This is a genomic window from Calyptranema fuscum S582 (assembly GCF_055793305.1).
On sequence record NZ_JBSLYH010000019.1, the window covers coordinates 91,439 to 106,611 of the forward strand.

Annotated in this window: 3 protein-coding genes; 2 read left to right on the forward strand and 1 reads right to left on the reverse strand. The window is 50.8% G+C overall.

From position 1 onward, the window contains the following. Positions 1-213: 213 nt before the first annotated feature. Positions 214-4,470 (reverse strand): PAS domain S-box protein, encoded by a 4,257-nt coding sequence (locus tag ACR6Z4_RS14720; RefSeq protein WP_479718047.1) that lies wholly within the window; start codon positions 4,468-4,470, stop codon positions 214-216. Between the two features lie 456 nt (positions 4,471-4,926). On the opposite strand from ACR6Z4_RS14720, the gene ACR6Z4_RS14725 reads away from it, so the two are divergent. Beyond that, a complete protein-coding gene (locus ACR6Z4_RS14725) occupies positions 4,927-10,878 on the forward strand; it encodes an ATP-binding protein (protein WP_479718048.1) in 5,952 nt (1,983 codons plus the stop codon). Beyond that, positions 10,865-15,169, forward strand: coding sequence for a PAS domain S-box protein (locus tag ACR6Z4_RS14730; RefSeq protein ID WP_479718049.1), 4,305 nt, complete (start codon positions 10,865-10,867; stop codon positions 15,167-15,169). Before ACR6Z4_RS14725 ends, ACR6Z4_RS14730 begins: the two co-directional genes overlap by 14 nt. Positions 15,170-15,173: the final 4 nt, after the last annotated feature.

Genomic DNA, 15,173 nt, shown 5'->3' on the forward strand with positions numbered 1-15,173 from the left:
ATCACAAATTGGACACAGAAAGAAACAATTCTATTCTCATTATTGGAGTTGCTCAGTTCACTCTCACTTAAGAATGAGCTTTTCTATCCAAAGATTGTTGTGTTCAGTATCGTTGATTCCGCTAACCTGCTCAATGTAGTCGAATAACTGATTGCTACTCATGTGGTTTTCCGGTTATAGATTGGTGAATTCAGAAGCTACCAGGGGATTCTGCTAAAGTTCACTGATACTATTTTCCTTCAGAAGATTACTAATCACACTAATCAATTGCTCTGGCTCAACTGGCTTTGCAAGGTGCATCTGAAATCCTGCCGCGATCGCCTGTTGTTGGTCGATTTCTCCGGCGTAAGCAGTTAGGGCGATTGCTGGTATCTTTCCTCGCTCTGTTGAAAGGGTTCTGATTTGTCGCATTAGTATGTATCCATCGATATCGGGCATTCCCACATCCGAAATTATTATTTTGGGTGAGAATACTTCTAACTGTTGTAGTGCTTCAGATGCAGAAGCCACAACACGCACCTCTGCCCCGGCTTGCTGCAAAATAAATTCAAGTAATTCGCGGATGTCCTCATCATCATCGACGGCTAAAACTCGTAATCCAGACAGGTTTGCAAGGGTTGAAGGTTCATCTTTTTCATTAACTTTGACTGGAATTGACATTAGAGGCAGTTGCACTGTAAATGTAGCTCCCATGCCCTCACCCGAACTTTCCGCCCAGACCGTACCGCCATGTAACTCAGTAATGTGACGCACGATCGCTAATCCCAGTCCCAGTCCACCAAATTTGCGAGTGGTTGCACTATCGGCTTGACGGAAATAGTCAAACACATAGGGAAGAAAGTCAGGAGAAATCCCCTTGCCTGTATCACTGACGGTGATTTGAGCATAGTGAGTCATTCGTCCTTTATCCTCCGTCCTTTGTCCTGTCTGCGCCAGTGATTGATGACCAATGACTAATGACACCTCCACTCGTTCTCCCTCAGAGGTGAACTTGACGGCATTGGTTAAAAGGTTCCAAATCACTTGCTGGATGCGAGCGGGGTCTCCCAGGATTTTTCCAACTGAACTATCAAGTTTCGTCTGAATTTGGATAGACTTAGCTTCTGCTGCTAAGCGAACCGTTTCCATTGCTGCTTCAATCGTGGACACCGGATCAACGGCAACCATGTTGAGGCTGAGTTTACCTTGAAGAATTCGGGAAACATCGAGCAAATCCTCGATCAATTCAGATTGCAGTTTGGCATTGCGTTCGATCGTGGTGAGGGCTTGTTTTGTTCTGGCTTCATCCAGGTTGCCAGTTTGTAGTAGCTTCGCCCAACCAAGAATGGGGTTGAGGGGCGATCGCAATTCGTGAGACAACACGGCGAGAAATTCGTCTTTGATGCGGTTTGCTTGTTGTAATTGCTCGGTTTGCTGCTGAAGGGATGTTGTCAAATTTGCCCGTTCAATGGCGATCGCAATTTGGGCGCAGGTAACTTGCAGCAAGTTCACCTCTTCTGGAGTAAAGCCAGTCCGGGTTAAGCTAGCAAACGAGAGCGTGCCCAGTAACCGTCCTTGGGCAATTAAAGGTTGACAAGCATAGGCCGTGATGCCCGCTGAACGAATGAATGTTGCATTGGGATGAGTTGCGATTTGGGTTTGGTCAAGGACAATCTGTTGCTGCCCCTGAGCAACCAAGCCACAGATGTGTTGACCAAAGTTGACCCACTCAATTTGGGTGACTACGGCTTCCGAAATTTCACCGTAGTTGGTCAGGTGTAATTTTTGCTGGTTGTCTTTTTCCTCAATCAAGAAGTTGTAGTAATAGTGCAGGTCTAGCTGGGCTGAGAGCTTGCTAAACAGAGTGTTCATCAGTGCCAGAGGTTTTTCTGTAGCGAGTAAATCGCTTGTCATCTCATAGAGCAAATGCAATTGTTCGTCTGCCTGCCGTTGAGCGGTTCGGTCTTGCATAATTTTGAGGAAACCCTGAATTTGGTTCTCCTCATTTCGGAGGGGCATGACCAATCCACTGCCCCAAAAACGAGTGCCATCTTTTCGGACATGCCAGCGCTCGTTCTCTGCTTGTCCTTCATGCAGGGCCTTGCGCCGCTCTTTTTCAGCCTCCCCGCGTTCAAGGTCTTCCGGGGTAAAGATAATCCGTCCATCCTGCCCCAAAATCTCATGGTCTTGATAGCCGAGCAGCCGCTGTGCCCCCGAATTCCAATGGGTGACGAAACCGTTCATATCGAGGGTGAGGATGGCGTAATCTTTGGCACTCTCAATAATCAACCGTAATTGTGCTTCACTTTGAGCTAAGGCTTCTTCGGCTCGTTTGCGATCTGCTTCACCGCGCTTTGTTTCGCTGATATCAATGAACAAGCCATCCCACACCTTGCCATACTCGGTTTCCTCCAGACGAGACTTGCCCTGAATCCACTTCAGTTGACCAGATGTGGTGATGGCTCGTCCTTCCCAGTACCAGTCTGCTGAGTTGGCAATGGCTGTCGCTACAGAGGCTTGGAGGGACGGCAGATCATCGGGATGGATGAGAGACCAGAGAGCGTTGGCATTTTCCAGAACGGCTTCTGGCTCCAACTCAAACAGGTCGCGGCAGCCGGAGCTGACATAGGTAAAGCGATCGCGTAGCGTTTCTTTCAGAGAAAAACCCTCTGCTTCAGGAGCATAGCGATACACCATTCCCGGCATGTTCTTCACCAATGTTTGAAATCTAGATTCACTCTGGTTGAGTGCGGCTTCTGCCTGTTTCCGAGCAGTAATATCCAGCGCAATTCCGGTCATGCGGATGGGCTGCTGATGAGCATCGTAGAATGTCTGACCGATCGCTGTGATCCAACGCTCACCCTGGGCGGGATGGAGAATCCGGAACTCGACATTGAGATTTGTCTGATTCTCTAGTGCCTCACGAGCCGCCTGATCAGTGCGATTACGATCTGGTGCTGCGATCGATGCCAACCAGTTTTCGTAAGAGGGCTGGGTTGTGGCTGGGTGAAGACCATAGAGCTGGTAGTATTCCTCTGACCAGGTGACTCGGTTAGTCACGATGTCCCAATCCCACACGCCTGCTTTAGCTGCTTGCTGAGCAATTCGCAATCGCTCCTCACTTGTCCGTAAGGTCTCTTCTGCCTGTTTGCGATCGGTTAAATCGCTGGCTTGAATGATCAGATTCACAACTCGATCGGTTTCATCTTTCACTGCCGTTAGGACGTATTGCGAGAAGAGCAATGTGCTATCCCCAGTGGCATAGTAGGTTTCACCTGTCACAGGTTCACCGCCTTGCGCCACCTGAGCAACGTGAGTCATCCACATTGCTTGCATATCAGGCAACGGTGTCCACCAGGGGGTTTCCCAAAATAGCTGACCAACGACCTCTTCTCGTTTGACACCAGTGGATTTCAAGGGAGATTCATTGACATCGATGATTCTGCCATCTGGAGTCAAGATTGCCATGTATTGGAACTGCTGGTTAAAAACACTCTTAAAGCGGCGATCGCTCTGACGCAAGGCTGCTTCGGTTTGTTTGCGTTCGCTGATGTCACTCACCAATGCCACAAACCCTTCTACATTTCCTTGACTGTCAAAGCGAGGGATGTAAGTTGCATGAACATAGCGAGTGCCGCCCTCTTGATAGGGAACTTCAGTATCAAACGTGACCTGCTGACCTACCAAAACCAGTTCTACATACGAGCGAATGGTTTGATACGCCGCTTCACCTAACACCTCCCACATCGGTTTCCCATACACGTCTACGGCAGAATGCCCAAACCATTCTTCATAAGTTTGGTTATTAAAGCGATAACACTTTTCAAAATCAATAAAGGAAATCAGAACCGGAACTGCATTCGTGACTAAACTGAGTTCTGCTTCTCGCTGACGCAGTTCTGCCTCAGCAGACTTAGCCGTTTGCCGGATCTGGTGATTGTGCAAAGCAGCAGCAGTGAAATCAGCGAGGCTGGTCATTACCCGCACGTCTTCGGTATTGAATTGGCGTTGTTGGTCATGAGAGAGAATCCAAATCGCACCCAAAGATTGATTTGCTGCCATTAACGGGATCACCAACCCTTCGACGATCGGCGGATCAAATACTTGTAAGTCAGTAAAATGCCGCTCTGGATGGGCGTAGAGCTGAGGAGATTGACGCTCCAGGCAAACTCCACAGGGACTAAAGTCGCGTGGTACGGTCCCCTGCTCATGCTGTTCTAACTCACCTGTGATCGCTACCCAACGAAAAATGGTCTCGCCGCTGGGTGTGGTTTCGAGCAGGCTTACCCCAGCTGTGCCTGCCTGACAAAGATCTTTGGCAAGGTTGACCAGGGTTTTGAGCATAGCTTGGGGTTGCTCAACCCGTTGGCGTGCGAGTGTCCGGAGGGCATCGTTCTCCGCCTTCAGGTCAGGAGTTTTGGGCGATCGACGGGACAATTGATCGGTGATGAAAATATCGTCCAAGCTGTTTTGCCCCATCTCGTCTGCCATGATTTCTACGTTCCTTCCAAACAACTAGCCCAATCCTTATTCATCAGATTGAGGTTGTCTCGCTTTATACGTGTGTGGTTGAATTTATAACTCTATTGATTCTAGACATTACTGGTTCCTCTACCCCCAAAGAGGAAGAATAGGGTGGATGAAATGCGCGTGCAACTCACCTGGGGCAGACTTTAAAGCGCGGACCATAGCACGGCTGAATGAAATGGTGAAGAGAAAAAATTAAACGAAATGGGTCACACCTTGGGCTTTCACCTCGAAGTTAGTGCTGGAAGTTCGCTCTATAGATAGATTTGCACCTCTATCCAATGTTAGAAAATCGGTTGGGAGATGCTTTGTAGCAGTTCGCCCGATTTTGGCTTTCCAAATGGCTATGACTGAAAGGAACAGTAGCTATGGATCGACTGATGGTTAGTATGTTGATTCGGGGGACTGCCCTTGTGACCCATGATGAATCCAAATAGTCCTGAAGCGATTTTTGTTGGTGACAGCGAGATGGCGAGGCTGATGCGAGCACGCTTTGCGTGTGAAGGCAACGCCGACTGGTCGCAAACGCTATTAGGTTCAGTGTCAGAGTGGTCACAGAGCTTGAAAACATCCGTCAGCATCCTGTTGAACTCCCGCTATCCCATGTTCGTTTGGTGGGGGCGCGAGTATGCCAACCTCTACAATGATGCCTACCGCCCGATTCTCGGCAGCAAGCACCCCCAGTTTTTAGGACAATCTGCGAGAGACTGCTGGGCAGATGTATGGAATGTGGTGGGACCGCTGGCAGAGAGTGTGCTGATGACAGGTCAACCCACCTGGTCTGAGAATTTGCTGCTGCTGATGGAGCGCAATAATTACACAGAGGAAGCCTACTTTACTTTTTCTTACAGTCCGATCCGGGATGAACGAAATGAAGTGGGCGGCATCTTTTGTGCAGTGATTGAAACCACTAAGCAAATCATTGGCGAACGGCGACTGCAAACCTTGCGAGAATTGAGTGCTAATACCGCAGAAGCCAAAACGGTAGAGGACGCTTGTCACCTTGCTACGACTACTCTCTCTGCCAATCCTCACGATATTCCCTTTGCTTTGCTTTATTTAGTCGATGCTAAAACTCAGCAAGCCAATTTAGTCGCAACAACAACCAACATTGCACCAGGAACCCCTGCCAGCCCTCAGCAGGTAAAATTAACCGAAGCAATTGATAATTGGCACCTGACTGAGGTGCATCAAACTGGCACCCCTGTCTTTCTGACGAATCTAACTGAACGGTTTGGGCGGCTGCCGGGAGGAGCCTGGACAGATTCGCCCAGTGATGCCCTGGTGATGCCGATCGCGAAAGCCGGGCAGGAGCATCAGCGAACCGGATTCCTGATTATGGGCATTAGTCCTCGACGTGAGTTTGATGACGATTATCGGGGATTTTTTGATTTAGCGGCGAATCAGGTAGCGACGGCGATCTCTGATGCTGATGCTTACGAAGCAGAGCGAAAACGAGCCGAGAGCTTGGCAGAACTGGATCGTGCCAAAACCACCTTTTTTAGCAATATCAGCCATGAGTTTCGTACTCCGCTAACGCTGATGCTCAATCCTCTGCAAGAGGTGTTAACCAACTCAAGCCTGCTTGCTGGCGATCGTGAACAACTCGAAATCGCCTATCGCAACTCCCAACGACTACTGAAGCTGGTCAATACGCTGTTAGACTTCTCCCGCATTGAAGCAGGTCGGGTTCAAGCGGTTTATGAGCCAACTGACCTTGCAACATTGACGGTTGATTTAGCTGGGGTCTTTCGCTCTGCGATCGAGCGGGCAGGGATGCGCTTGCAGGTGGACTGTCCTCCACTGCCTGAACCCGTTTACGTCGATCGGGAAATGTGGGAGAAGATTGTTTTGAATCTCCTCTCAAATGCCTTCAAATTCACCTTTGAAGGGGAGATTGCCATTTCCCTACGTGCTGTTGATCAGCAGATTGAACTAAAGGTGCGAGACACAGGCACGGGCATTCCGGCTGAGGAGCTACCCCATATTTTCGAGCGGTTCCATCGGGTTAAGAGAGCCATAGGACGCAGCTATGAGGGATCAGGCATTGGATTGGCATTAGTGCAGGAACTTGTCAAACTTCACAGCGGCACCATTCAAGTCAACAGTGTAGTTGATCAAGGAACGTGCTTTACGGTAGTGATTCCAATGGGTTTTGCTCATCTGCCCCGTGAGTGCATCGGTGCAACTCGCAGTTTGGCTTCCACAGCAACGGGAGCAATGCCCTACGTTGAAGAAATGTTACGCTGGTCGTCGAAATCGGTCGAGAGTTCCGATGCTTTAGCATCGGAACTCTCGACTTCCATCCCTGTTCAATCCCAGTCGTCCTCTGTCCCAAGTGCGCGAATTCTGCTAGCTGACGATAACGCTGATATGCGTGACTATCTGAAGCGTCTGTTGAGCCAGCAGTATGAGGTGGAAACGGTTGCAGATGGCATTGCAGTACTGACGGCAATTCGGCAACAGATGCCGGATCTGGTGTTAACCGATGTGATGATGCCGGGAATGGACGGGTTTGAGCTGTTGCGATCGCTCCGCGCTGATCCCATCACCAAAGACATTCCAATCATCTTATTGTCAGCACGAGCCGGGGAAGAAGCCCGAATTGAGGGACTAGAAGCCGGAGCCGATGACTATCTCACCAAGCCCTTTTCTGCTCGTGAATTGCTGGCGCGAGTCGAAGCCAACTTAAAGCTGGCACAACTGCGACGAGAAGCAACCCAACAAGAACAAGCCCTGAGATCGGCAGCAGAAGCTGCTCAGCAAGAAGTAGAAACGATTCTATCGAGCATTAGCGATGCATTTGTAGTGCTGGATCGGGACTGGCATTTTACCTATGTCAACGATCGCTACTGTGAAATTGTTGATATGAAGCGGGAAGCCCTGTTAGGTCAAAACGCTTGGGAACTGTTTCCCGAAGCGGCAGGTGGTGACGCTCATAGGCAGTTTGAGCGGGCACTCAGTGAGCAAACCCCGGTGCAGTTTGAATGGCTATTTCCCGCCTGGAATCGCTGGTTTGAGTATCGAGTATATCCGTCGCCGGATGGACTGACCATTTTTCTGGCGGAAATTACCGATCGCAAACAGGCAGAGGAAAATCTGCGGCTGCACCGCGATCGCCTTGCTTTTGTGCTGGATAATACTGGCGTTGGGCTATGGCTAAACTCGCTACCATTGGGTGAGCTGAATTGGGATAATCGCACCAGGGAGTTGTTCTTTGTTCCACCCGATGTTGAACCCACCGTCGAGTTATTCTGGAGCCGCTTGCATCCAGATGATCGAGGGCCAACCCGTTTGGCAGTTGAAGCGTCGCTGCGCCATCGGACGTTGTACCAGATTGACCATCGGGTTATAAACCCAGACACCGGGGAAAATCGTTGGATTCGATCGGCTGGAAAAGCAATCTATGCACCGGACGGTACACCAATCCGCTTCGACGGCATTAACTATGACATTAGCGATCGCAAACAAGCGGAAGAAGCTCTGCGACATAGTGAAGAACGGCTTCGGGTGAGTCAAGAACTTTCCCTTGATGCTTTCACCATTCTCGATAGCGTGCGCGATGAAACCGGGGCGATCGCCGATTTTGTCTGGACGTATGTGAATCCCAAAGCGGTGGAAATTCTCAAACATCCGATGGAAGAATTGGTCGGTCAACAACTGCTCGAAGTGCTCCCAGGCAATGAATTGAATAGCGAATTGTTTGAACGCTATGTACGAGTGGTGGGAACGGGAAAACCCCACGACATCGAAGTGCCTTACAACGCTGATGGCATTATTGGATGGTTTCGCAATATGGCGGTCAAGCTAGGGGATGGAGTTGCCATTTTCTTTAGTGACATCACTGAACGCAAACAGAACGAACTGCTGTTGATTGAGCAGAAGCGATTATTGGAGTTAATTGCTACAGGTCACCCTCTGGACGAATGCCTTGCGGCTATCTGCACTTCGGTATCAATGCTGAGTCTGCATACACGAGCCTGCATTTTATTGGCTGATGCTCAGCGGCTCACCTTTCCCCGCTCTATCACTCCGGATTTTCCGCCCTCGTTTGGTCAGGGACTCCAAGATGCTCCCATTAATGACTTGTGTATTGGAACGTGCGGCGAGGCGGTTTATTGTGGCGAACCTGTCACCTGTGCTGACATTGCCCACGACGATCGCTGGTCGCAGGAATGGCGCGACTTGTGCGTGGCGCATGGGGTGTTGGCTTGTCATTCTGCACCAATACTGGGTTTAGAAGGGTTGTCAGTCGGGTCGCTGATGCTTTGCTTTGACGAAGCACGGATGCCAAACGATTGGGAATATCAACTGGCTCATTTTGGTGTCCAGGTTGCTAGCCTCGTATTTGAGCGCGATCGTGCCAGCCTTGCCCTCCGCGAAAGTGAAGCTCGCTTTCGGGGTGTGGTGGAGTCCAATATGGTCGGCATTCTGTTCTGGGATACATCGGGCTGCATCACCGATGGCAACGAGATGGCAGTCCAGATGCTGGGCTATAGCCAGGAAGAATTGCAATCTGGACAAGTGCATTGGATCGACATCACACCTCCAGAGTTTCATGAAATTGATGCGGCGATGCAAGACCAATTGCTGACACAAGGGGTTTGTTCTCCATTTGAAAAAGCCTACATCCGCAAAGATGGTACTCAGATTCCTATCTTGATTGGCGGTGCTTTAATCCCCGGTTACAGCGATCGCGGCGTTGCTTATTTTCTTGACATTAGCGATCGCAAACAAGCTGAACACGAACGAGAGCGGTTGCTGCAACAAGAACAAACTCTGCGTCAGCAAGCAGAAATTGCAGAACGTAGACTATACGCACTTTTAGAAAGCATCCGCGAAGATTTTGTTTTGTTTGATCATGATTGGCGTGTCGTTTATCTCAATCGGCAAGCTGCGCTAACGATGCAAAAATCCCGCGACGAGATCTTAAACCAATGCTTTTGGGATCTCTTCCCTGATTTAGTGGGAACGGAGTTTTACGATCGCCTGCATCAGGCAAAGCGCGAACAGACTCCGATTCAGTTTGAGTATCACTACGCCACCTGGGACACCTGGTTTGAGAATCGAGTTTATCCAGCCCATGAGGGGATCACTATCCTGTGTACAAACATTACTGATCGCAAACAAGCCGAAGCCGAACGCGAACAACTTTTGGCGAGAGAGCAAGCCGCACGGGAGGCAGCCGAAGCCGCTAATCGCATCAAAGATGAGTTTTTGGCAGTCGTGTCCCATGAGTTGCGATCGCCCCTTAATCCAATTCTCGGTTGGTCGAAGTTATTGCGAAGTCGCCAGCTAGATGAACAAAAAACCGATCGCGCTCTGGAAGTGATTGAGCGCAACGCCCAGATGCAAGCCCAACTGATTAACGACTTACTGGATGTCTCTCGCATTCTGCGCGGCAAATTGAGTTTGGATGCTAAACCCATTGATCTAGTTGCCACCATTCAAGCGGCAATGGAAACCGTGCGACTCGCAGCAGAAGCCAAATCGATTCAAATAAACACTTACTTTGAACCGAATGTTGGACAGGTTGCCGGAGATGCAGGGCGATTACAGCAAGTCATTTGGAATCTTTTAACCAACGCTGTCAAGTTCACATCAGAAGGAGGGCGAGTTGACATTCGGTTAGAGCAAGATGGAGGAGATAGGGGAGCAGATTCTTCCTCTTCCCCCCACTCCTCCCACGCCCGCATCACCATCACTGATACTGGAAAGGGCATCCCTGCTGATTTTCTACCCTATGTGTTTGAGCAATTCCGCCAAGAGAGTTCCGCGACAAATCGACGGTTTGGTGGGCTGGGTTTAGGACTGGCGATCGTCCGCTACCTGGTAGAACTGCATGGCGGCACCGTGCAAGCAGACAGCCTTGGTGAAGGGCAGGGAGCCACTTTTACCGTCAAATTACCACTGATGCCCCATCAACCGATCACGAAGCCAGCTCCGAAACCCTCTGAATTCTCTCTAAATTTACAAGGTATTCGCATTCTAGTCGTGGATGACGATGACAATACTCGCGAGTTTCTCGCCTTCCTGCTGGAGTTACATGGGGCAAATGTGATTGCTACAGCAACCGCAGGCGAGGCGCTCACAACACTGACGCAGTTCAAACCCGATGTGTTGTTGAGCGATATTGGGATGCCCGATATAGATGGATATATGCTGATGCGGCAAATCAGAGCATTACCATCTGAGCAAGGGGGAACGATTCCCGCGATCGCCCTGACTGCCTATGCCGGAGAAATTGACTATCAGCAGGCAATGGCAGCAGGCTTTCAACGGCATATCGCTAAGCCGATCGAACCAGAGATATTAATTCAGGCGATTGTCACGCTGATTCAGAATGCGGGAGGCAGTCATGGTACAACCTAAGGCAGTTGACAATCAGCAATCGAACGCAGAAATGCACCGGAGGTCTAGTTCAAAGCGGCAACTTTGGAATTATGGTGTGGCGATCGCATTCGTGCTGATCGCGCTGGTGTTGATGCTGGTGCTTGATCCCTACATTCAGGTTAGAAACAATACGACATTTCTCCTGTTTTATGGCGCAGTGATGGTGGCTGGCTGGTATGGGGGAAGAAACGCAGGCATCCTCGCCACCTTGTTATCGGCATTCCTGGCAACCTATTTTTTTGTTGAGCCAATTTTCAACTTTTATTTAACCTTTGCCAGTGGCACAAGAATTTTGATATTTGTCCTTCAGGGCTGTTTGATTAGCGTTTTGTTTGAGCAATTACACACCGCACAGCAGCAGAGCAAACGGAGTTTAAAACTTCAGGAAGCGGCATTCTATGAGCAGCAAGCTGCCCTACGCGAACTCCAACAAAAGGAGGCAGCCCTGCGCGACAGTGAAGCCCAGTTAGCAGCCGAGGCCAGTTCGCTGATCAGGCTGAACGAAGCCAGTTCGCGGCTGTGGCAAAGATTGAGCCTGAATGAGGGACTCAATGAGATGTTGGCAGCCACCCTCGAACTGCTGGGCGCAGATATGGGCAACATCCAGATTCTAGACAGCGATCGGGGTGTACTCTACATCGCCGCCCACTACGGATTCCAACAGGACTTCCTCGACTACTTCCGCGAAGTATCAGCAGCGGATGACTCAGCCTGCGGCAGAACGCTACGGTTTGGCGAACGCACCATCATCGAAGATGTCGAGACAGATGCGCTCTTTGCCCCATTCCGTCCAGTGGCTCGTGCGGCGGGCTACCGCGCCGTCCAATCTACACCGCTCGTCGGTCGAGATGGTGCGCCCCTGGGGATACTCTCGACCCATTGGCGATCGCCCCACCAACCGAATGAACAAGACCTGCGCCGCCTCGATTTGTACGTGCGGCAGGCGGCAGACTTTATCGAGCATATCCGTGCCGAAGCGGCCCTGCGCCAAAGTGAAGAGCGGTTCCGAGCCATTGTCAACCAAGTCACCGTAGGCATTGCTCAAACCGATCTAACAGGTCAGTACAGACTGGTCAACCAGCGATATTGCGACATTGTCGGCTACTCTAGGGACGAGTTGCTGCAAAAGCGGATGCAGGAGATCACCCATCCCGAGGATCTGCCTCATAACCTGGCGCTTTTTCAACGATTGGTGACAGAAGGGCAGGAATTTGTGATTGAAAAGCGGTATCTCCGTCAAGACGGCTCCGAGGTTTGGATCAACAACAGTGTGTCGATTGTTCGAGATGCCTCTGGCAAACCTGAATCCGCCGTTGCAGTGACACTGGATATCAGCGATCGCAAAGCGACAGCAGAAACCTTGCAACGAGCCGCCGAATCTGATGCTTTCCGTATCTCTCTCTCCGATGCCCTGCGCCCCCTTGCCGATCCTGTAGAGATTCAGGCGACCGCTAGCCGTGTGCTGGGTGAATATCTTGGGGCAAACCGCGTCGCATACTTCGAGGTGCGTGGCGCTGATTATGTGGTTGAGCGAGATTATGTCAATGGAGCCGATGCGCTTTCGGGTCACTACCCCATTGATTCCTTTGGTGACAGACTGCTAGCGGCATATCGTACAGGGCGGGCTGTGTCCTCACCCAATGTTGCTGTCGATCCCAGCCTTTCCTCAGAGCAGCAATCCGCTTACACCGCCATTCAGATTGGAGCATACATTGGAATTCCCCTGGTCAAAGCAGGGAAATTTGTGGCGGGATTGGCGGTTCACACAATTGCCCCACGGGACTGGAAACCGGAAGAAATTGCCCTGACCGAAGAAGTGGCTGAACGCACCTGGGCAGCCGTCGAACTCGCCCGTGCCGAAGCCGCCCGTGCCGAAAACGAAGCTCGCCTGCGGGGATTTGTCGAGGCGAATGTGGTTGGGATACTCTATGGTGATATCTACGGCAATATTCATGAAGCCAACGATGAGCTACTCAGCATGGTGGGCTACACGCGGGAAAACTTGCAGGTAGGCAAATTGCGCTGGATTGACATCACCCCACCCGAATATTTGCCGCTAGATGAACAAGCGATCGCTGAGGCACGGGAGCGAGGAGCCTGCACTCCTTACGAGAAGGAATACATTCGCAAAGATGGTAGTCGAGTGCCCGTGCTGGTTGGCTACAGCTTGGTGGGAGAAGCCAGAGAAGAATCGGTAGCCTTTATTCTCGACTTGACCGATCGCAAACAAGCTGAAGCTGCCCTGCGCCACAGTGAAGCCCGCTTCCGCCTGATGGTTGAAAGTGCCAAAGAATACGCAATTTTTACCACGGATCTCGATGGTGTGATCACAAGCTGGAATTCAGGAGCTGAACGCTTGTTGGGCTATCAGGAAGCAGAAATTATTGATCATGATGGTTACATCCTGTATACGCCCGAAGACAACGAGTGGAGTCGGGCTGAGCAAGAAATGCAAATTGCTCAAACACAGGGACGGGGAATTAATGAGTGCTGGCATGTGCGGAAGGACGGCAGTCGCTTTTGGGGCAGCGGTTTAGTTATGCCATTGCAATCCGAGGCAGGCACGCCGCAGGGATTTATCAAAATCATGCAGGACAAGACGGCGCAACGGCAAGCCGAACAACGCTTCCAGTTGCTTTATGACACCACGAGCGATTTGCTTGTCACTGATCAGCCCCTAACGCTGATGGGCAACTTATTCCGCAAACTCTCCGCCCAGTTAGAACTCGACTATTACTACAACTACATGGTGGAAGAAAAGAACGATTCTGAACGCTCCATGCTGCATCTAAGAAACTGTGAAGGACTTTCTGAAGCAGAAACACAGTCGATCGAATGGATTGAATTCGGTCAGTATCTTTGTGGGCTAGTCGCACAAGAGCAACGACAAATTGTCCTTGACCAGCCGCAACTTTCCGCCCACCCCAACGCCCAATTAATCTGCTCAATCGGCGTGACTGCATACGCAGGGCAGCCCTTAATTGTGCAAGGGCGGCTACTCGGAACGATCTCTTTTGCCAGCCGCACCCGCACTCACTTTACTGCTGAAGAAGCGAACCTACTGCAATCGGTTTGCGATCAGATGGCGATCGCCCTACAGCGATCCAACCTGCTGACCTCAATTCAGCAACAGGCAGAGCAACTACAACGAGCGAACCAGACTAAGGACGGGTTTTTAGCCGTGCTGTCGCATGAACTGCGATCGCCCCTCAACCCCATCCTGGGATGGACGCGCTTACTACAGAACGGCAAACTGGACGCAAATCGCCAAACCGAAGCCCTGAAAACGATCGAGCGCAATGCCAAACTGCAATCGCAGCTCATCGAAGACTTGCTCGACATCTCCCGCATTATGCAGGGCAAGCTGTCCTTAACAGCGGCTCCCACAAGTTTGAGCTTTGTGATTTCTGCTGCGGTTGAAACGGTGCGGTTGGCAGCAGAAGCCAAGAACATTCAAATCACACTTAACCTTGATACCCCAATTACCTCCACCTCTGGGGATGCCGCTCGCTTGCAGCAGGTCGTATGGAACCTGCTCACCAATGCCGTCAAGTTCACACCCATCGGCGGACAGGTAACGGTTGAACTATGGCAATTGGATCACCTGGCTCAGATTCGCGTCATCGATACGGGCAAAGGCATCAACCCCCAGTTCTTGCCGCATGTCTTTGAGTATTTTCGGCAGGAAGATAGCTCGACCACCCGCAGGTTTGGTGGGTTGGGATTGGGACTGGCGATCGTGCGCCAAATTGTCGAACTGCATGGCGGCACCGTTTGGGCAGAGAGCCGGGGTGAGAATCAGGGCGCAACCTTCATCGTGCAATTGCCTGTCATTCAGCAGAGAACGGCAATTGCCGCTGAACCAGCCTACACGCAAGCAGACGTAGAAATTCCTTTGGATGGCATCCAAATCCTACTGGTAGACGATGAGCCAGATACCCGTGAGTTTCAAGCGTTTCTATTGGAACAAAGCGGGGCAAAGGTGACAGCGGTTGCTTCTGGCTTGGAGGCACTACAATCGCTGGATCAGTTCATTCCCGATGCTATTGTCAGTGATATTGGTATGGCAGACATAGATGGTTATATGCTGATGCAGCAGATTCGCTCTCGCCCTCCTAGCCAGGGTGGACAAGTTCCAGCAATCGCCCTGACTGCCTATGCTAGAAACTTTGACCAGCAAAAGGCACGTCAGGCAGGTTTCCAGGCACACATCACGAAACCTGTGGAGCCAGAAGCGTTGGTGGAAGCGATCGCAATTCTCTTACAGTAGCCTA